At 57.1% G+C, this 20,490-nt stretch carries 17 protein-coding genes; 7 read left to right on the plus strand and 10 right to left on the minus strand.

The annotated features are described in order from the left end of the window. Nucleotides 1-4: 4 nt before the first annotated feature. Nucleotides 5-904 (minus strand): LysR family transcriptional regulator, encoded by a 900-nt coding sequence (locus tag OXR61_RS21485; protein ID WP_031279769.1) that lies wholly within the window; start codon nucleotides 902-904, stop codon nucleotides 5-7. A gap of 115 nt (nucleotides 905-1,019) precedes the next feature. Here OXR61_RS21485 and OXR61_RS21490 point away from each other — a divergent pair, with 115 nt between their 5' ends. Next, the gene (locus tag OXR61_RS21490; protein WP_021507908.1) at nucleotides 1,020-1,778 is read left to right on the plus strand and encodes an SDR family oxidoreductase; all 759 of its coding nucleotides are present in this window, start codon (nucleotides 1,020-1,022) and stop codon (nucleotides 1,776-1,778) included. A gap of 50 nt (nucleotides 1,779-1,828) precedes the next feature. Here OXR61_RS21490 and OXR61_RS21495 read toward each other — a convergent pair whose 3' ends face one another. Further along, a complete protein-coding gene (locus OXR61_RS21495) occupies nucleotides 1,829-2,677 on the minus strand; it encodes a PhzF family phenazine biosynthesis protein (protein ID WP_021507907.1) in 849 nt (282 codons plus the stop codon). A gap of 114 nt (nucleotides 2,678-2,791) precedes the next feature. Between OXR61_RS21495 and OXR61_RS21500 the strand changes: the two genes are divergently transcribed. Further along, complete coding sequence (locus OXR61_RS21500; RefSeq protein WP_021507906.1) at nucleotides 2,792-3,415, plus strand: glutathione S-transferase; 624 nt, start codon at nucleotides 2,792-2,794, stop codon at nucleotides 3,413-3,415. Here OXR61_RS21500 and OXR61_RS21505 read toward each other — a convergent pair. Further along, complete coding sequence (locus tag OXR61_RS21505; protein WP_031279768.1) at nucleotides 3,382-4,872, minus strand: PLP-dependent aminotransferase family protein; 1,491 nt, start codon at nucleotides 4,870-4,872, stop codon at nucleotides 3,382-3,384. The two genes, OXR61_RS21500 and OXR61_RS21505, sit on opposite strands and share 34 nt — an antisense overlap. 135 nt (nucleotides 4,873-5,007) lie before the next feature. Here OXR61_RS21505 and OXR61_RS21510 point away from each other — a divergent pair, with 135 nt between their 5' ends. Beyond that, nucleotides 5,008-5,595, plus strand: coding sequence for a LysE family translocator (locus OXR61_RS21510; RefSeq protein WP_021507904.1), 588 nt, complete (start codon nucleotides 5,008-5,010; stop codon nucleotides 5,593-5,595). Between the two features lie 279 nt (nucleotides 5,596-5,874). On the opposite strand, the gene mqo is transcribed toward OXR61_RS21510, so the two are convergent. Together mqo and OXR61_RS21520 are read right to left on the minus strand one after the other, a co-directional pair. Continuing rightward, on the minus strand, nucleotides 5,875-7,485 hold the full coding sequence (gene mqo / locus OXR61_RS21515; RefSeq protein ID WP_021507903.1) for a malate dehydrogenase (quinone): 1,611 nt from the start codon (nucleotides 7,483-7,485) through the stop codon (nucleotides 5,875-5,877). A gap of 526 nt (nucleotides 7,486-8,011) precedes the next feature. Beyond that, nucleotides 8,012-8,257 (minus strand): DUF1158 domain-containing protein, encoded by a 246-nt coding sequence (locus OXR61_RS21520; RefSeq protein ID WP_010615729.1) that lies wholly within the window; start codon nucleotides 8,255-8,257, stop codon nucleotides 8,012-8,014. Nucleotides 8,258-8,542: 285 nt separating this feature from the next. On the opposite strand from OXR61_RS21520, the gene mntP reads away from it, so the two are divergent. From mntP to treC, 4 genes are all read left to right on the plus strand, one after another. After that, on the plus strand, nucleotides 8,543-9,115 hold the full coding sequence (gene mntP / locus OXR61_RS21525; RefSeq protein WP_021507902.1) for a manganese efflux pump MntP: 573 nt from the start codon (nucleotides 8,543-8,545) through the stop codon (nucleotides 9,113-9,115). A 387-nt stretch (nucleotides 9,116-9,502) separates the two neighbouring features. Continuing rightward, nucleotides 9,503-10,339, plus strand: a complete 837-nt coding sequence (locus tag OXR61_RS21530) for a fumarylacetoacetate hydrolase family protein (protein WP_021507901.1) — start codon at nucleotides 9,503-9,505, stop codon at nucleotides 10,337-10,339. Nucleotides 10,340-10,609: 270 nt separating this feature from the next. Continuing rightward, nucleotides 10,610-12,052, plus strand: a complete 1,443-nt coding sequence (gene treB, locus OXR61_RS21535; RefSeq protein WP_021507900.1) for a PTS trehalose transporter subunit IIBC — start codon at nucleotides 10,610-10,612, stop codon at nucleotides 12,050-12,052. Next, nucleotides 12,036-13,700, plus strand: coding sequence for an alpha,alpha-phosphotrehalase (gene treC, locus OXR61_RS21540; protein ID WP_021507899.1), 1,665 nt, complete (start codon nucleotides 12,036-12,038; stop codon nucleotides 13,698-13,700). The genes treB and treC overlap by 17 nt, the downstream gene beginning before the upstream one ends. A 52-nt stretch (nucleotides 13,701-13,752) precedes the next feature. Here the strand turns inward: treC and OXR61_RS21545 are convergent, their stop codons facing one another. The 5 genes from OXR61_RS21545 to OXR61_RS21565 all read right to left on the minus strand — a co-directional run bounded on the left by OXR61_RS21545 (nucleotide 13,753) and on the right by OXR61_RS21565 (nucleotide 20,407). Next, nucleotides 13,753-14,538: a hypothetical protein gene (locus OXR61_RS21545; protein ID WP_021507898.1), complete on the minus strand. Its 786-nt coding sequence runs from the start codon at nucleotides 14,536-14,538 to the stop codon at nucleotides 13,753-13,755. 48 nt (nucleotides 14,539-14,586) lie between these two features. Beyond that, a complete protein-coding gene (locus tag OXR61_RS21550; RefSeq protein WP_021507897.1) occupies nucleotides 14,587-15,993 on the minus strand; it encodes a radical SAM protein in 1,407 nt (468 codons plus the stop codon). Further along, nucleotides 15,993-17,267, minus strand: a complete 1,275-nt coding sequence (locus OXR61_RS21555) for a glycosyltransferase (protein ID WP_021507896.1) — start codon at nucleotides 17,265-17,267, stop codon at nucleotides 15,993-15,995. The genes OXR61_RS21550 and OXR61_RS21555 overlap by 1 nt, the downstream gene beginning before the upstream one ends. 13 nt (nucleotides 17,268-17,280) lie before the next feature. After that, on the minus strand, nucleotides 17,281-18,654 hold the full coding sequence (locus tag OXR61_RS21560) for a hypothetical protein (RefSeq protein WP_021507895.1): 1,374 nt from the start codon (nucleotides 18,652-18,654) through the stop codon (nucleotides 17,281-17,283). Nucleotides 18,655-19,054: 400 nt separating this feature from the next. Beyond that, nucleotides 19,055-20,407, minus strand: coding sequence for an MFS transporter (locus OXR61_RS21565; protein WP_021507894.1), 1,353 nt, complete (start codon nucleotides 20,405-20,407; stop codon nucleotides 19,055-19,057). Nucleotides 20,408-20,490 lie beyond the last annotated feature (83 nt).

The raw sequence follows: 20,490 nt of genomic DNA on the forward strand, positions 1-20,490 counted from the left end.
CCGTTCAGGTCACGTATTCCTGCAGCACCTGACTCAGCCACTCCATAAACACCCGCACGCGGCGCGCCACGTTGCGACGGTGAGGATAGAGCAGGGAAATCGGCATCGGTTTGGCCGGGAAATGGTGCAGCACTTCGACCAGCTGGCCGGATTCCAGCAGCGGCTGCACGCCAATCGCCGGTACCTGAATAATGCCCAGCCCGGCAATACAGGCGGCGCGATAGGTTTCGGTGCTGTTTACCGTCACCACGCCGCCGGTCTGCACGTAGTGGCACTGTTTGCCATCAAAGTACTCAAAGCCCGGCGAGGGCTGCCCCAGCTGTTGGGTATAGTGCACCATGGCGTGCTGGCCGAGATCGTCCAGCCGCACCGGCATGCCGAAGCGGGAAAGGTAGCCAGGGCTGGCGCAGTTGATCAAGGCGTGCGAGCCAATTTTTCGCGCAATCAGACCGGAATCTTTCAGTTCGCCAACGCGCAACACGCAGTCAAAGCCCTCGCGAATCACATCAACCTGGCGATCGCTGCTGCTCAGTTCAATCTCTACGCCCGGATAGTGCTGCAAAAACTCCGGCAGACGCGGCAGGATAAAACCGGTCGCCATCGCCACCGACATATCGACGCGCAGCTTGCCGCTCAGCGTGGCAGGATCGTGCTGGAACAGGCTGTCCATATCATCCAGCATCGACAGCAAATCCAGGCAGCGATCGTAATACACCAGCCCATCCTGGGTGAGATGCACACGGCGCGTGGTACGGTGCAGCAGGCGTGTGCCCATCTGGTTTTCCAGCGCCTGCAGCTGGCGGGACACGCTGCCCTTGGGTAAACCCAGACTCTCAGCCGCGCGGGTAAAACTGCCCATTTCTGCCACCCGCACAAACACCTGCATAGCGTGAATTTTATCCATGTTGTTCACCGATTGTTGTTGTTAGTGAAACAGTGCTGTGTATTCCCTTGCGTTTATAGATCAATTATTCGCGAATATCCTTAATCCGTGTTCAATTTTCCAACCGGAGCGAAACATGTCTCATAAAATTGCATTGATTACCGGCGGTAACCGCGGTCTGGGCAAGAATGGCGCGCTGAAACTGGCCGCTAAGGGCGTCGATATTCTGTTTACCTGGCGCGGTCATGCTGAAGAAGCGCAGGCGGTCGTGAAGGAGATTGAGGCGCTGGGCGCGCGTGCGGTGGCGCTGCAGCTGGATGTGGGCGACAGTAAGCAGTTCGATGACTTTGCGGCGCGGGTCAAAGCAACGCTGAACGAGACCTGGCAGCGCGATAGCTTTGATTATTTAGTGAACAACGCTGGCCACGGTCATTACAAGCTGCTGGCCGAAACCAGTGAAGAGGAGTTTGATGCGCTGGTGAATGTGCATTTTAAAGGGCCGTATTTCCTGACGCAGAAACTGCTGCCGCTGATCGCCGATGGTGGACGCATCCTGAACATTTCCAGCGGTCTGACGCGTATGACGCTGCCGGGTTCAGGTACTTATGCCGCGATGAAAGGGGCGATGGAAGTGCTGACGCGCTATCAGGCAAAAGAGCTGGGCGAGCGCCGCATTCGCGTCAACATTCTGGCACCGGGGGCGATTGAAACCGACTTTGGCGGCGGTCGCGTGCGCGACACCAAAGATCTGAACGCGCATATTGCTTCAGTGACCGCGCTGGGCCGCGTTGGTCTGCCGGATGACATCGGTGATGCCATCAGCGCGATCCTGAGCGACGAAACCGGCTGGATTACCGCCCAGCGCATCGAGGCCTCTGGCGGTCAGGCACTGTAAAAACATCGCGCTGCGACCGAATCGTGTTAACGAACGGAGCAGCGCCCGTTTTACACCTCAATCGTGCCATCAATCAGGGTGAGGGTTTGCCCGCCGATCCAGATTGTCTCATCGGCAAAACGCACCACAATGCGACCGGCACGCTGGATGGCGCTGCCCTGACGCGCACAGTAATCCTGCCGCTGGCCCTGCGCCGCCAGATAGCGTGCCAGACAGGCGTTGGCGCTGCCGGTGATCGGATCTTCGACCAGGCTACCGTTCTCGACCAGCAGCGCGCGCAGCTCGTACTGCGCCTCTGCATCCTGGGGCAGCGGGCCAAACAGGGCGATGCCGTTCACACCCGCATGCTGCTGCAGCCGCAGTAAATCGTCCGCCTGGGTGACCACCTCCAGTACCGCCTGCGCGCTGCTCATCGGAATCAACAGCCAGCGAATCCCCATATCCGCCACGGCTGGCGTCTGGCTGAGATCGAACGCGTCACTGTGCAGTGCGCTGCTCATCAGCGCATCGCTGAACGGCGTCAGGCTGGCGTCCGGCGCGGCAAAGGCCAGCGTACCGTCAGCGCCAATCTGCACCTCCACCAGGCCCACGCCGCACTCCTGCACAATCTTACCCGCTGTTTTCAGGGGCCAGCCGGCTTCCAGCAAGGCATGCGCGGTGCCAAGCGTGGGGTGTCCGGCAAACGGCAGTTCGCCGCCAGGCGTAAAGATGCGCACACGATAGTCGGCTGTGGCATCCTGTGGTGGCAGCACGAAGGTGGTTTCCGACAGATTGGTCCAGCGCGCGATGGCCGCCAGCTGTGCGTCGCTCAGACCCCGGGCATCCATGATCACCGCCAGCGGATTGCCGCTGAACGCACCTGTGGAGAACACATCCACTTGTTTAAACGCCACCTGCATGTTCGCTCCTTTCCTCATTGAGGTTGTCTGAAATCCGGATTTACATCCTGCTGATTGCTTAAGGCGTCTAACAGGACTATGAATAGATTAACAATTCTGCCAGCGGAGTCCGCTATGTTAAAAATTCTGGGCCGTAACTCGTCAATCAACGTTCGTAAAGTGCTGTGGCTCTGTTCAGAGCTGGATATTGCCTGGGAGCACGAGCCGTGGGGCGAAGACCCGCAGTCGTTGCACTCACCGCAGTTTATGGCGCTCAATCCCAACGCCATGGTGCCGGTGATCATCGAAGATGACTTCGTGATGTGGGAGTCCAACGCGATTCTGCGCTACCTCGCCAACAGCAACGGCGGTGAGTGGCTCTACCCGGATAATCCGCGCGCGCGTGCGCCGGTCGATCAGTGGATGGACTGGCAGGCGACCGAACTCAACACCTCATGGCGCTATGCTTTTATGTCGCTGGTGCGCAATTCGCCGGCCCATCAGGATCCGCGCCTGCTGGCTGCCGCCATCAAAGGCTGGAGCCACACCATGGGTATTCTTAATCAGCAGCTGGAAAAAACCGGGCGCTACGTCGCGGGCCGTAATTTTACCCTGGCGGATATTCCGGTTGGCCTGGCGGTGAACCGCTGGTTTGAAACCCCGCTCGACCATCCGGACTTTCCTGCCGTGCAAACCTATTACGAGCGCCTGACCGAACGCGAGGGTTACACCACCTGGGGTCGCAACGGTAAGCCCTGATCCTGACCCGGCGCGATACCGGTGATTTCACAGGCCAGCGCGCCGGTGCGTTTCAGTGCCCAGGTGTAACGCTCATCAAACGGATAGCAGCAGGAGAGACGCAGCGCATGGCGATAGCGATCGCTCAGTGAATAGAGCGCGCCCGGCGTGACGCAAATCTGCTCCTGCAACAGGCGATGGAACATCTCCACCGTGTCAACCTTGCCCGGCAGCTCGACCCAAAACACAAAGCCGCCGCGCGGCAGGGTAGCGCGCGTGCCCTGCGGGAAATGACGGGCAATGATGCCGCGCGCCGCATCCAGATTGGCGGCATAGCGACGCCGCAGCGAACGCAGATGGTGATCATAACCGCCGCTGGCGAGAAATTCGGCCAGCGTTTCGCTCAGCAGTTTTGATTCGGTCATCGACGATACCGCTTTCAGCCGCGCAATCGCCGGATGGAAGCGGCCGGCAGCCGTCCAGCCCACGCGAAAATCGGGCGCGACGGTTTTGGTGAAGCTGGTGCAGTAAATCACCCAGCCGTCGCGGTCAAAGGCTTTGACCGGTGGCGACAGCGGCCAGTCAAACTGCAATTCGTCATACAGCCCATCTTCCAGCAGCGGAACGTGGTAAGTATTCACTAACTTCGCGAGACGCTTTTTATTCTCCAGCGGCATCACGTAGCCCAGCGGATTCTGCGCGCCCGGCATGGCGATCAGCGCCTGAATGCGCTGCTCCTGTAGCAGCATCTCCAGCGCATCCAGCGACAGGCCGTTTTGCGGATCGGTGGGGATTTCCAGCGCCTTCAGCCCGAGTGAGGCCAGCAGCGGGAACAAAAAGAAGTAGGTCGGCGATTCCAGCCCGACACAGTCGCCCGGCTTCGTCACCGCACGCAGCGCCAGCTGCAGCGCCTCCATGCAGCCGTGGGTCAGGGTGATGTCCGCGACAGTGAGATTCAGGCCGGTGTGCAGGCTACGGCGCGCAATCTCCTCCCGTAAGCGCTCACTACCCGGCGGAAGCGCATAACGACCAATGATGTCGTTATCGCGGCGAATAATGGAGGCGGTAATGCGTCCCAGTTTCGCCGCCGGAAACAGCTCGCTATCCTGCGGGCAGGCCAGCGAAATATTGGTGTAGTCGGGGTGATTCTGCGCGGCGAACACCTGCTCGATCAGTTCCAGTTTTTGCGTGCTGGGGTCATTAACGCTGGCGCTCATTGGCCTGAGCGGTCGCGTCACCGCGGGCAGCACGCCACGCACGTAGTAGCCCGACTGCGGACGGGCTTCTATCAGGCCGCGATCTTCAAGAATATGCCAGGCACTTAGCACGGTATTGATGCTGACCTGGTGCGACTGTGCCACGCGCCGGATGGCCGGCAGGCGCTTACCCGGCTTCAGCGTGCCCTGATGGATAGATTCGGCAAAGCTGTCAGCCAGCTGCTGGTACAGCGTCTGGCCGGATGAGAGAGGAAGGGACACAAAAGCCTCCGCGCGCGATAGGTACAATTTAAAATTGCCTTAACTGTATCCATCACAATAGTGATTTTGTGTCTCTGTTGCCATCGTAATTTGCGCATTAGCATGGTGCTTCGTTGATTCTCAGGGAAACGCACCATGCTCGATCCATCCTTCTTTAGCTACGTTACGGTGATGTCGATTACACCGGGTCCGAACAACTTGTTACTGGCCACCTCCGGCGTTAATTTTGGCTTCCGGCGCACGCTACCGATGCTGTTTGGCATCCTGCTCGGCTGTGCGTTACAGATGCTGCTGGCGAGCGTGGCGCTGGAGCTGCTGTTGCACTGGATGGCGTCTGTGCGGTTGCCGCTGACGGTGGTGGGATGCAGCTATCTGCTGTGGCTGTCGTGGAAAATCTTCCGCGCCGGTGCGCCGCAGTTGCGCGAACGTCCGCGTCCGATGACCCTGCTGGGCGGCGTGTGTTTCCAGGCGGTGAATCCCAAAGCCTGGCTGATGGTCACCAACGTGGCGCTGATGTACGCCAACAGCAACGGTGTGCTGGCGGTGCTGCTCGGCTTCGCCGCCCTCAACCTGCCGTGCATTTTAATCTGGGCAGCGCTGGGCGACCGGCTGCGCCATCACCTGCAGATTGCGTGGAAACGTCAGGCGTTCAATACGCTGATGGCGCTGTCGCTGGTGGCGACCACCGGCTGGATGCTGTATGACGCGCTGCTAATGAGCTGATGCGACGGCGTTTGATGGCGCGATAAGCATGAGCACAATATGTGGGGCTGGTCAGTTAACGAAGCCGTACGACGCACCCTGATGTAGCGGCGCGATTTATCGCGCAATGTGCAATGTATTGTGCCGCTAACAAACGCGCGCTTCCTGGTGAATAAATCCCTGGCTGAACCGTCAGGGATTGCGTCATCCAAAAGGCGACACCGTAATCAAAAAAAAAGAGGCCGCTATTGCGGCCTCAGGCAGGTCTGTATTTACCGGTGAAGGAACAGGCGTCGCCGCTTACTTGCCCACCACATGGGCGGTTTCACGGCCTTCGTCGTTGGCGGCTTCCGGCGTGATGACCGGTGCGTAATCCAGCTGCAGCACGCGACTGGTTTCGGCCAGCACCTTCTCGGTCAGCGCCACGTCGCCGTTCAGCTTGCGGCCCCACGACGGGATTACCGCGCGGATTTTTGTTTGCCACTCTGGCGAGCGCATTTGCTCCGGGAATACTTTCGCCATCAGCTCCAGCATAATTGGTGCTGCGGTGGAGGCACCCGGTGACGCGCCCAGCAGCGCAGAGATCGAGCCGTCGGCCGAGGTGACCACTTCGGTACCGAGACGCAGCACGCCGCCCTCTTTTTCATCATTTTTGATGATTTGTACGCGCTGACCGGCCGTGACCAGCTTCCAGTCTTCCTGTTTTGCCTGCGGCACATAAGCGCGCAGCGCTTCCATACGATCGTCATCGCTCTGCAGCACCTGATCGACCAGATATTTCACCAGATCGAAGCTTTTCAGCCCAACCTGCATCATCGGCAGCAGGTTACTGCTGTTCATCGCGCCGAACATATCCAGCAGCGAGCCCTGCTTGAGGAATTTGGTGGAGAAGGTCGCAAACGGGCCAAACAGCAGCACCTGCTTGCCATCCAGCACACGGGTATCAACGTGCGGTACCGACATCGGTGGTGCGCCCACGCTGGCTTTGCCGTACACCTTCGCCATGTGCTGCGCCACCACGTCCGGGTTTTCCGTGACGAGGAACGAGCCGCCCACCGGGAAACCGGCGTAGCCTTTTACTTCCGGGATGCCGGTTTTTTGCAGCAGCGGCAGCGCCGCACCGCCGGCACCGATAAACAGCTGGCGCGCGGTCAGCACCCGCGACTCACCGCTGGCGAGGTTGTGCAGGCTTACCTGCCAGCGCCCATCGCTCAGGCGCTTGATATCGCGCACTTCCTGACGCAGACGCAGGCGGAAATTCTCTTTCTTCTCCAGCGCGGCAATCAGCTGGCGCGTCACTTCACCGAAGTTAACGTCGGTGCCCATGTCGGTCCAGGTGGCCGCCACTTTCTGCTTGCGGTCACGCCCGTTCATCACCAGCGGAATCCACTCAGCGATCTGGTCACGATCTTCGGAATAGTTCATGCCGCGGAACAGGGTGCTTTTCTGCAGCGCCTGGAAGCGCTTGCGCAGGAAAGCGACGTTGGCCTCGCCCCAGACAAAACTCATGTGCGGCGTGCTGTGAATAAAGCTTTGTGGATTACTCAGGTTGCCTTTCTGTACGTGATACGCCCAGAACTGGCGGGAAATCTGGAAGGATTCGTTAATCGCCACCGCTTTGGCAATGTCGATGCTGCCATCCGCTCTTTCGGGCGTATAGTTCAGCTCGGCCAGCGCCGCGTGGCCGGTGCCGGCATTGTTCCAGCCGTTAGAGGATTCGACCGCGACATCATCCAGCCGCTCGACCATCTCAATCGACCAGTCTGGCTCGAGATCTTGCAGCCAGGTGCCTAAGGTAGCACTCATCACGCCTGCGCCGATCAGCAGGACATCTACGTCTTTTCGTTCCTGAAGGTGTGTGCTTTCCATGCCAGCGGCGGCTAGCGCCAGATTTACCGCAGTGTTGCTCATGAGGCGACATCTCCTCTCTGTTGCCCTGAAGCTCAACAGGTTCGCAGGCGAAACAGCCACGCTTTTTGCAAGCGCGTTGCGCTATTTCTCAAAGGTTAAGACTCAGGTTTAAGCCATAGGTGTGATAACGGTTAACTGCACGTTATGCATATGCATTCGAATATAACATTCTCGTATCGGAATTAAACGTTTGTTTATTTTTTAAATGCAGAAATGATTCAGCATAAGAATTAATCAGCCCGACGGCGCTGTCATAAGGGATTTTTATCCCCTAATCAGGCAGTTATAGTAACGTAGTTGTTGCGGCAGTGTGAGGGAAATGGAGGGGGTTGATTTCACACGGTGAGCTGGATCACAAATTAACGCATTGAAAAAGATAGGTTTTAGCGAAATTGATTTTTTATGCGGATTTTATGTTGCCTGATGTTTCGCCAGATCGTGTAAAAATAATGTTACATTTGTGTGACTTTTAATTTGGGCACCGTGTCAGGCGCCCGTCAGAAGAAAAATGCATCACGTGCACCGTTCAGCGCAGCTGGAACCAGCGGCGCCAGACGAAGCGGATAATGAAAAACTCAACGGTACCCAGCAGCAAAAACCAGACGCAGAACACCATGGTGTACAGCTGATTCACATCCTGCAGATGCAGAGCCTGCTGCAGCTGTTTTGCCAGCGCCACGCCAAACGAAGGGGCGGGCAGTAGTAGCGCCGAAAGAAAGCCCAGCAGCAGAATGCCGCCCGGGATGATCAGCGTTTCAAACGGGTTTTTCATCGCATCATTCCAAATCAGTTAGCGCGGGCATTAGCGCATAAAACCGCGGCGCGGTGCAATCCCCGCCGCAGCGCGCGCTAGGAAATTTCTTCAATTCCATCCACTTAGCTGCAGAAATAGCGGCAGTTAAGAGTTATAGCCTTTGCTATACTTAAACCCATGATTTTGTTGTCTTTTTTTTAGCGGGTTAGCGTGCTAGACTGCGCGCACTTTTTCATTACTGAACCCGATATGCGGACAAAGTGCAGGCTTAATCGTCTTATTTCACCGCATTGACTGAAAACCATGACATTTATCGCAACCCTGATTCTGGCCTTTGGTATGTCGATGGACGCTTTCGCTGCAGCACTGGGCAAAGGCGCGTCGCTGTATCGTCCGGGCTTCAAAGAAGCATTACGCACAGGGCTGATTTTTGGCGTCATTGAAATGCTGACGCCGCTGGTGGGCTGGGCCATCGGGCTGGCCGCCAGCCACTACATTATGGCGTGGGATCACTGGGTGGCATTTGGTCTGCTGGGCATTCTTGGTGGCCGCATGATCATGGAAGGTTTCCGTCAGACGGCCGACGAGCCGTGTGAAGCGCCGCAGCGCCACGGCTTTATGGTACTGGCGCTGACGGCGGTAGCGACCAGCCTTGATGCGCTGGCGGTGGGGGTTGGCCTCGCGTTCCTGCAGGTTAACATTGTGCTCACCGCGCTCACCATCGGTGCGGCTACCACTATCATGGCGACCACCGGTGTGCTGGTCGGCCGCTTTATCGGTCCGGTAATGGGCAAATGGGCGGAAGTGCTGGGCGGCGTGGTACTGATCAGTATTGGCTGCACCATCCTGATTGAGCACTTAGGGCTGTTCCGTTAACGTCTGGCACCCTGAGGTGGGCGCGTTTTTGTGATCTGGTTCAAAAATAATTGCGTGAAAAATGCGCGGGCGTTATAATTTTCGCGTAATTCTTCAACAATTTTTGTATCAGGTGCACCATGAAACGTTTTTTCCGCTCCGTGTTTCGCTCTTATGTTGAGACCTTCAAACACGTACCGCCGGGCGCCTTAAACTAAGCGCTCCGCCAGAAACCCTCGATAATCGCGGTCAGGGATCGACCTGTGGTTATCACCTGGCGCCGTTCCCCTCTGCGCATCTCTGTCACCAAAACTCACAAACATTAATTACTTTACCCTCAGGTCATACCGCTTTTCCGTCTGGCTTTTGATAACCTGCGCGCAAATTCTCTGTAACATTGAGGCCATCATGCAGCTGTGCAGTTTTTCTCTTAGTGACCAGGCAAGAAAAAGTTATGGCATCGTGCAACCCGACGGCGTGATCGATCTCGGTGCGCGGCTGGGCGACAGCTGTCCGGATTTGAAAACTCTGCTGCAGCGCGGTGGCCTGAGTGACCTGCAGGGGTACCTGAGCGAGCCGGTGGACTATGCCTTCAGCGCGATTCGCTTCCTGCCGGTGGTGGAAAACCCAGGCAAAGTCTTCTGCGTTGGCATGAACTATGCCGACAAGCGCCAGGAGTTTGCCGCCACGCTCGACGCGCCGACGCTGTTCGTGCGCTTTGCCGATTCGCTGGCTGCGCACGAGCAGCCCCTGCTGAAACCGGCGACCACGGCTGAATTTGATTACGAAGGCGAGCTGGCGGTGATCATCGGCAAAGCGGCTTATCAGGTAAAAGCCGCCGATGCGCTACAGCATGTAGCGGGCTACAGCTGCTTTATGGATGCCACGGTGCGCGACATGCAGTTCACCTGGTTTACCGCAGGCAAAAACTGGCAGCAAACCGGCGGCTTTGGCCCGTGGATGACCACCGCCGACGATATCCCGGACCCGCAGCAGCTGGCGATCAAAACCTGGCTGAATCAGCGCGAAGTGCAGAACGATACCACGGCCAGCATGGTGCATCCGGTGGCGAAGATCATTGAATACATCTCGGCGTTTAGTCCGCTGTCACCGGGCGATGTCATCATCACTGGCTCACCGGGCGGCGTGGGGAAAAAGCGTACGCCACCGCTGTTTATGTTCCCTGGCGATGAGATCGAAGTGGAAATTGAGAAGATTGGTCGTCTGCGCCACCGCATCGTCTGACGTTTTGCTGCGCGGTGGCGAACGTTGCACAGCCACCGCGCTACCGCTTAAATAAATATTCAACAATACGAAATGTCCCGAATTTATATTTAAATGGCGCAGATTTAGTTATCAGGTTAAATAATTATTGTTAAGTTAATTTTCCTGCGATGTATTGCGTAAATATTTTTGTGATCGCCAACTAATTCCCTCGCTTTGCTATAGTTAAAATTAAAAGCAGCGGCGTATTATCGTCCACTGCCGATTCCGGCATGGAAATAAGGGATGATAATGAAAACCATCAGTCGCGAGATCATTAACGATCTCATTGACCGCGTGGGCGGTCGGGAAAATATTCTGTCACTTTCGCACTGTATTACCCGCCTGCGCTTTGTGCTGCAGGATGTCGACAAGGCCGATCCAGAGGCCATCCGCGCCACGCCCGGCGTTAAAGGATGCTTTAATTCTGCCGGACAGTTTCAGGTAATTATTGGAACCGAAGTTGACACTTATTATAAAGCGTTAGTTGAAGCACTAAATATTAGTGAGACCTCTAAGGAGCAGATTAAATCTGCAGCGCGCAGCCAGATGAAATGGCACGAGGCATTATTATCCCATTTTGCTGAGATATTTTTCCCGTTATTACCGGCGTTAATTAGCGGCGGTTTAATTCTCGGTTTCCGTAACGTGCTCGGCGATATTGCCGTGGCGGATGATAAAACCCTGGTGCAGCTCTATCCCGGTGTGAAAGGGCTGTACGATTTCCTCTGGCTGATTGGCGAAGCGATCTTCTTCTATTTGCCGGTGGGGATTTGCTGGTCGGTGGTGCGCAAGCTGGGCGGTACGCCAATCCTGGGGATTGTGCTGGGCATTACGCTGGTTTCACCGCAGCTGATGAATGCGTATCTGATTGGCAGCCAGGTGCCGGAAGTGTGGAACTTCGGCTGGTTCAGCATTGATCGGGTCGGCTACCAGGCGCAGGTGATTCCGGCGCTGCTGGCCGGGCTGGCGCTGGCGAAAATCGAACTGGCGCTAAAACGTATCGTGCCCGCCTATCTGACGCTGGTGGTGGTGCCGGTTTGTGCGCTGCTGCTGTCGGTTTTCCTCGCCCACAGCCTGATTGGCCCGTTTGGCCGTCTGATCGGCGACGGCATTGCCTTTGCGGTGCGTCACCTGATGACCGGCAGCTTCGCGCCGATTGGTGCCGCGCTGTTTGGCTTCCTGTATGCGCCGATGGTGATCACCGGCGTGCATCAGACCACGCTGGCGGTTGATCTGCAGATGATTCAGAGCATGGGCGGCACGCCGGTGTGGCCGCTGATTGCGCTGTCCAATATTGCTCAGGGTGCAGCGGTGGTCGGCATCATTATCGCTAACAAAGATCGTGCTGAACGCGACCTCACCGTGCCGGCCGCTATTTCAGCGTGGCTCGGCGTAACGGAGCCGGCGATGTACGGCGTCAACCTCAAGTACCGCTACCCTATGCTGTGCGCCATGATTGGCTCTGCGCTGGCGGCGCTGCTGTGCGGCCTCAACGGCGTGATGGCCAACGGCATCGGCGTGGGCGGCTTGCCGGGCATCCTCTCGATTCAGCCACAGTACTGGACGGTTTACTCGCTGGCGATTCTGGTGGCGATTCTGGTTCCGCTGCTGCTGACCATCATCATCACCAAACGTAAATCGGCAACCGCCATCATCAGCCAGGCCGAGGTGCAACATGAACAGGCACGCTGAATATCCCTGGTGGCGCCAGGCGGTGATCTACCAAATCTATCCCAAAAGTTTTCAGGACAGCGGGGCGCGCGGCACCGGCGATATCAACGGTGTGATCCAGCGGCTGGATTATCTGCAGCAGCTGGGCGTCGATGCGCTGTGGCTGACGCCGATCTATGTGTCGCCGCAGATCGATAACGGTTACGACGTGGCGGATTACACCGCCATCGATCCCGCCTACGGCACCATGGCCGACTTTGACCACCTGCTGGCGGAGACGCACCGGCGCGGTATGCGCATGGTGCTGGATATGGTGTTCAACCACACCTCGACCGAGCATGCCTGGTTTAAGCGTGCCGAAGCCGATGAGCAGCCGTACGTCGATTTCTATATCTGGCGCGACGGGGTGCCCGGCACGCCGCCCAATAACTGGCAGTCTAAGTTTGGCGGCAGCGCCTGGGCGTGGAACGAACGGCGTCAGCAATACTATCTGCACCTGTACGCGCCGGAGCAGGCCGATCTCAACTGGGAAAATCCGGCGGTGCGCGAGGCGTTAAAGCAGGTGTGCCACTTCTGGGCGGATCGAGGCGTCGATGGATTGCGGCTTGATGTGATCAACCTGGTGTCGAAGCACCAGGATTTTAGCGACGATCTGCCCGGCCATGACGGGCGGCGCTTCTACACCGATGGCCCGCGCATCCATGACTACCTGCAGGAGTTCAACCGCGATGTGTTCACGCCGCGCGGACTAATGACGGTGGGGGAAATGTCCTCGACCACGCTGGCCAACTGCCAGCGCTATGCTTCGCTGGCGCAAAACGAGCTGTCGATGACCTTTAACTTCCACCATCTCAAGGTGGATTATCCCCAGGGCGACAAATGGACGCTGGCGGCCCCGGACTTCGTTCAGCTCAAGGCGATTTTTGCGGAGTGGCAGCGCGGGATGCACGACGTGGCGTGGAATGCGCTGTTCTGGTGTAACCACGATCAGCCGCGTATCGTCACGCGCTTTGGTGATGAAGGTGCGCTGCGCATCGCCTCGGCAAAATGCTTTGCGATGCTGCTGCACGGCATGCAGGGCACGCCCTATATCTATCAGGGCGAAGAGCTGGGGATGACCAACCCTCATTTTACCTGCATTGAGCAGTATCAGGACATCGAGAGCCACAACATCCACGCTGCGTGGCTGGCGCAGGGCAAGCCGGAGGCGGCAATCCTGGCGATTCTGGCCAGCAAATCGCGCGACAACAGCCGCTCGCCGATGTTGTGGGACAGCAGCGCCAATGCCGGCTTCACGCGGGGTGAGCCGTGGATAGGCGTGGCGGATAACTATACGCTGATCAACGCGGCTAATGCGCTGCTCGACAGCAACTCGGTGTTCTATGGCTACCAAACGCTGATTCGGCTGCGTAAGCGTTACGCTATCTTCACCGAGGGCGATTATCAGGATCTGGCACCGGAAGCGTCACACATCTGGTGTTATCGTCGCAATTCGTCGCGTGAAAGCCTGCTGGTGGTGGCGAACCTGAGTCACAGCGCGCAGCCACTGCTGCTGCCGGAAGTTGAAGGCAACTGGCAGGTGCTGATGAGTAATTACAGTGAGGCATCGCCGCCTGGGGCATTGACGCACCTGCGGCCTTTTGAAGCGGTGTATTACTACCAGTCGTAACGGAGAAAACCGGCGGCGCGTTACAGCCGTAAGCAGAACGCGCCGCCAGCACTCACTTCAGCATGCCACATTCCGCCACGGCGAGATAATCGGTATACAGCTGCGGCGAACCGGAAAAGGACGCCAGCTGCTTCCACTCTTCATACATCTGTTTGGTATCCCGGTGCGTGCGCGCAAAGTCAGCCGCGCTGGCGGTGGCGATATCAGGCTGCGGATAAAACACATTCAGCGCCGCTTCACTCTCAATCTCCATCATCACCACATAGCCGTCCAGCCGGTTGCCGCTGTGGCCTTTCAGCAGATGAAACTTCCAGCCGGGATAATCAACGATACGCGCGGCATTCTGCGCGATGAATTGCTCAAATTCCTGCGGCTGCACGCCCGGTCGCAGCGCCAGATAGTGCGTACCGAGAATGCGCGCGGTGCCGCTGCGGGCATCAAAGCGCGGGCCACCCGGCAGCGTACTGTGAGGATTCTCTGCCAGCAGATCGAAATGGGTGAAAATTGTCGGGCGCCGCGCGAAGGTTGCCAGCTGGCGCCACTCGCTGAGCAGCGCGTCCGCGTCGGGATGCAGATGCCAGAAGTGCTCTGCCTCGGCGGTAAGTTCACCGTCATCCTGCATAAAGCGCGCGCGCTGTGCCGCATCTTTCATTTCAAACAGCATCAGGTATTGATCGACGCGCTCGCCGCGCAGACCGCGAAACAGCGTCCAGCGCCAGCCGGGATAGCACGGCAGATGCACGCCTTTTTCGCGCACGAAGGTTTCAAACTGTTCAGCGGTGACGCCCGCTTCGGTGTCGATGGCGATATAAAAAAAGCTATAAACAGACTGGGACATAACAGGCTCCAGGCACGCCGTCGCGTGCCGTTGAGAGGTAAGGGCGGTTTAGTCGAACTGGGTATTGATGATGGCTTCTACCAGCACGCGGCCGGCGGGGGTGAGCGTGACGTAGCGGCCATCGCTGTGCACTAACTCGCGCTGCTGCAACTCACGCAGCGCACGGGCGATGGTCGGCTGGGCAAACAGGCTGACGCCAAACTTCTGCTGAAACAGCACGTCGTCGAGCGGAATCAGCGTTGACAGCGCCATCTTGCAGCCGTTGATGGCCTGCTGATCCGGCGACATACCGCGCACCGAGGCGATCGGCAGCTCACCGTTATCCAGTGCGCGCTGATAATCGGCGTAGTCGGTCAGGTTAATCAGCTCCGCACCGGCACATTTGGAGCTGCCGCCAAGGCCAATCGCCACTTCCGGCGCCTGCTGGTCAAGATCGGTAATGATCGCTTTCCACTTCTCCGGCGGTGCGCTGCGATGGTGGAAATACATGGTGGGATGTTCAAGGTAATCGCCATCCAGCCACTGCTCGGCCAGCGCGCGCATCTGATACTGCTGACCCAGACTGGGCATCGCCGCATTCTTACGCTGCCAGGCATTTTCTCCCTCCGCCGACACGCCGGTGCGGCTCTCGGCGAACGGCTTCATGTGCAGCTTGGTGAAGACCAGATGCGACAGGTCAAGCGCGCGCGCCTGCTGCAGATCGTCACGCACGTCGTCCACCGTTTGTCCCAGCAGGCCATACATCAGGTCGACGCTGACCAGGGCGAAGCCCAGCTCGCGCGCATCACGAATCACCTTGTAGCAGGCATCCGCGCTGTGCAGGCGACCACAGCCTTTGATCAGGCGGTCCGAGAATGACTGCGCGCCAAACGACAGTTTGCTGAAGCCCAGTTCGCGCAGCTGCGCGAGGAATTCGCGCGTCAGCGTGCCGGGCTCGCCTTCGAAGCGCAGCGTGGCCTCGCGGAAGTTGAAATGGTTGCGGTAAAAATCCATTAAGCGCCGCAGCTCATCCGGTGGCAGCAGCGATGGCGTGCCGCCGAACAGGTTGAACTCACCCACCGGCACTTCACCCAGTGCCGGCAGCTGCGCCAGCCACAGTTTCGCCTCCTGAATATTGCGATCGACGATATCGCGGAACAGCTCAGGCGCGCGCGGCGACTGCGGATTTACAATCACCGTAGGAAACTGGCAAAAGTGGCACTTGTAGCGGCAGGTAGGGATATACGCCCACAGATGAATTTGCGGCGCATGGCTCAGGCTGTGCTGCATGGCGCGGAAAAAATTCGGCAGCGGAAAATCGTCGATATCACCGGGAAACACATGGCAGCCAAAAGGATCATGCACCACGTATTCCAGCAAATCGGCGTTTTCCGGCCGGCTAAGCACCTCGCATATGGCCGGGCGAGGATAGTGACGATCGATATCCTGCAGGGATTGCAGCCAGGCAGCACGCATCAGAACACCCCGCCGTTTGCAAAGTAGTTATGCGCCTCACCGGATTCGCGATCTTCGCAGTAATACCAGACAAAGCGGGCGAAATCATTTTCCGTCACCTGAGCAAAGCAGGCCGGCAGCGGCGGTGGCTCGCCAATCTCTGCGCCGACGGCACGACGCAGCGCGGCAAACAGCTCATGGCGGAATTCAAAATAGAGGCGAAACGCCGGGGTTTTGTAGCTGTGAATCGGCAGGAAATCGGTCACGCTCATCTCCAGCATTATGCTGTGAATGCGGTCGAACAGGCGTTCAGCCACCTCTGGCGTGAAGAAATCAATCACCGCGGCATCGTCGCGCAGCAGCGACGGATTCAGCAACACCGGCAGCACCAGATTTTTTGGCACGTAATCTTTAATCGAGTAGTGCCACGCCTGCTGCGCCTGCTCTGCGCTGACATCGGTGAACGGCGTCAGTGCGGTGAGCGTGGGTCGCACATCTTTCATGATGATGGTGCCGTTATGGCCGTAGGCCACACCTTCAATCACTTCGTGCAGCAGGTTATCCACCCGGCGGCTGTTGATCTGCACGCGGGAGTTGGGCGCATACACCGGTTTGCCGCCGGCGGCGATCACCTTGATGCCAAAATCCCAGTCGTCTGACAGATGTTCAACAAACTCACCGTTTTTCAGCTGGTAAAAAATCTCGATGCCGCCCACTTCGTCGTACAGCTGCTTTTCGACGCCAAAGCCTTTGCCGTCCGGAAAGCCGCCAAACAGGGAGAAGGAAGCGTGGCGGCAGCGCAGCGTTTTATCAATCTCCGCATACAGCCGCGGGCGCTCGTGGAAATCCGCAGTTTCGTAGTAGTAGTTACAGGTGCCCAGATCGCCGTTTTGCGCAATCATGGTGCCGACCAGTTCGTCGATCCACAGTGCATCAACGGTACAGTCCGCATCGGCCGAAAGAATGTAGTGCTTGCGCTGAAAACCGCTGGCCTCGTCGCGCAGACCGGCGCGCCGTGAGGCGAAATCCATGCCTTTTTTCCGCGCCGAAGAGACGCCCTGCACCGTCTCCTGCAGCTGATGAATCGTCAGCTGCGGATGCTGCGCGGCAAAGGCTTCAATCAGCGCGACCGAATTATCGGTGGAGTTATTATCCACCATGATCACTTCCAGATTATCAAAATTAAACAATCCGCCGGGTGAACGCTGCTGCAATATTGATTCCAGCACCGCGTTAATACGTGCTGCCTCGTTATAAACCGGCAGCACGACAGAAATAAAACAACGGTTATCCATAGTCACTCCTTAACTACACATTAAATATCTGCCGGAAGATGTGATCCGACAGCAGGGATTTTCCTTTCTGATAATTGCGCGTGGCGATGGCGTCGCGGCGTGCGTCATCCCGTAATAAAGCACTGACGCGCTGAATAAAATCGGCATCCGGCAGGCCATCATGGCTGGCGGAAATCGCCATCAGTTCGCCTTCAAAACCGTACTGGCCATACACCTCGTGATAATATTCATAGCGGGTGGCGATATAACAACGCTGATGGCTGATCGCCTCGCCAATCGGATTACCGTAGCTGTCGTAATCCCATGCGGTTAAAAACGACACCACATCGCAGGCGTGATAAAGATCCTGAATGGTGGTGGCCTGTGGATTACGCTCCATAAAGTCGTGATTTAACGCGCCAAAAAAGATGACGTAACGCTCCAGCTGGAATCGGCTAATTAACTGCTTCAATGCGTGATAATGCACGCTGTCTTCCAGCGGATCGCCGGCGACCATTAAATAAACGCGCTGTGGCTGATGCTGCGCGATAAGTTCACTGTTCAGCGCATGCAACAGGTGAATATCGCGATCGAGTCGCTTAGCCGGAATAATTCGCGTGGTGCGGGCAATCACCTTGTCCTGCGCCAGCAACCCAAACTGGCGGCGTAAATCTTTGCGCGGATGGCTCGGGTCAAAAGGATAGGTATTACGCATCACCTCGATTTCGACCTGATGTTCGCACCAGGCCGCCAGCTGTGAGGCCAGTGCCTGGTTCAGCGTGACGTAGGTGATATGCGGCGAGGGCTGCGGCCTGACGGCATGTGGCCAGGGCGCGCTGCCGTAACGCGATGAGGTGGATTCGCTGTTCCACATCAGGTCATGGTCGCGCCACAACACAAACCGGCCGAGCTGTTTTGCGGCGCCGTATTGCGCAATCGCCAGATAGAGCGCGCGGGTAAAAATAATATTATCCGGCAGCGTCCCGTTCTCAATGATTAAATAATTGATATCCAGCGCCTGCCATTTTGCGCACAGCGCGTTTGCCACCGCCTGTGCCATCTTTTCCGTCTGCTGCACCAGGATTTTTTCTGCGGCGGCATCCAGCGTCTGGCTATGATTAATCAGTACGTCATGAATATATTGCAGAAAGGCCGGGTTATAACCTTCCACCTGACGAATTTCATCGTGCCGGACTAATGTAAAATGATGCTTCAGCGAATTAATTTCACTTTCGGAATAGGGGCGTCCGAAGTTTCCCTTATCAATTTTTATGTCGTAGCCGATATCAAGAAAGGAAATGATTCCCTGCTCGCGTAACCGAACGGCAATTTTAGTGGCTTCTACCGTAATACCCGATAATGCCACAGCATCAAAAGAGATAAAAAGGGCCTTGCGTTGTAAATCCATTTGGTCACCACGCTCATACCTGAACATTAATAGTGACTGAACGGTAAGTTAAATTATCCGGTCAAACTTTGATCTAATCCACAAAAGTTTACTGTGGCTAATTAATTCATCTTCGTTAATGCATTAATGGATAATAATACATTGAGGGTGGTGATTTATAATATTCGTCTTTGAGTTTTGTCTTAAAATAATAACTATTACCGGCGTGTTTAGCGGTATATTTTCCTTATTTTGGGCTTAATAGTGCTGGATAGTAATTGCCATCATTCAGTTTAATTTATCTGATCAGACCCAGAATCAGGCGATAACGCGGCGGCTGGAATAGGTATGGCGGGGGGATAAAGAAAGGGTGCGCATAACCTGCGCACCCGGCGAAAAGCATTAAGCAGAAACCCTGGTGTTACACCCCATCGGTGATCGGTTTTCTGACCAGCAGCAGGTAAGCCAGCGCGCCGACCACCGTGACGCCCGCACATATCATCAGCGCGAGGCTGAACGATTTGGTGGTATCCAGTACCCAGCCGGTAATTACTGGCGCAAAAGAGGCGAAAACGAAGCTGGCAAAGTTCTGGATACTGCCCACTGACGCCGTCATGCGCGCCGTGACGTTAGCGTGGATCAGGCCCCAGCATGAGGTACCGGCAAAGTGAATGCAGAACAGCGCCATACCAATCAGCGTTACCGCGCTGGTGGTGTCGGTGGCGCGCGTCACGAAGGTGGTAAAGGCCGCGGAGAGCAGCATGCCGCTGACAATCGACACTTTACGCACTTTCACCGCGTCAAAACCGCGACGCACCAGCGCATCCACCACGTAACCGTTGAGCAGCATGCCTGCCGCGCCGAACAGGAAAGGAATGGCGGCCAGCAGGCCGGTGCTTTTCAGGTCCAGATGATAGGTCGACTGCAGATAGCCCGGCAGCCAGGCGATGTACAGCCACGCGGTATAGTTGATGCCGCTGAAGCCAATCATCATGCCCCACATGGTGCGCTGCTTAAACAGTCCCCGCCACTCGGCGAAACTCAGCGGCTCTTTGCGTGATGCCACGCTGCCCGCCTGCAGATAGTGGATCTCTTCACCGCTCAGTTTGTTGTTATCCCGGTCGCGATAGGTGAGATACCAGCCAATGGCGAGAAACATGCCCAGCACGCCGATGGTGACAAACATGCCGCGCCAGCCCATCACCAGCATCATCGCCGCCAGAATTGGCGGTGCCACCGAGAGACCAATCATCGACGCCGCGTTAAACATCCCCATCGGCATACCGCGATCTTTGATGTTGAACCAGTCGTTGATTACCTTCACGCCGCACGGGTTCATCGGTGCTTCGCCAATGCCCAGCCCGATGCGCACCAGCACAAACTGCGTGAAGTTATGCACCAGCCCGGCCGCCGCCTGGAACAGTGACCAGAAGAACATGCCGATGGCCAGCATAATGCGCGGGCCTTTGCGATCGAGCAGCGCGCCGCACGGCAGCTGGGCTAAACCGTAGGCCAGCGAAAACGCTGACAGCAGCACGCCAATCTCGGTGGCCGATAAGCCCAGCTCCTCGCGGATGGTCATGTTGGCCACCGACAGCGAGCTGCGGTCAAGGTAGTTGATGATGGCGGCGAACAGCAGCAACAGCATGGCGGTGATTTGAATCTTACGGATGCGCGGAGAGCGCACCACATCGGCGCGCGCCGGCACATAATCCTGCCCGGCGTGCTCGGGTGCTGGCGCGGTGGTGCCGCCGCGCGTTGATGTATTTTCCATTGCAACCTCCCAGGTTCGGGTACTTATCGTTATCAGTCTTGGGGTTCCTGCGGCAGCGAAACGGGCTGCCCTAAGGGGCTGCC

This window comes from Pantoea sp. GM_Pan_4 (genome assembly GCF_026541005.1).
In the GTDB taxonomy this organism is placed as follows: Bacteria; Pseudomonadota; Gammaproteobacteria; order Enterobacterales; family Enterobacteriaceae; genus Pantoea; species Pantoea dispersa.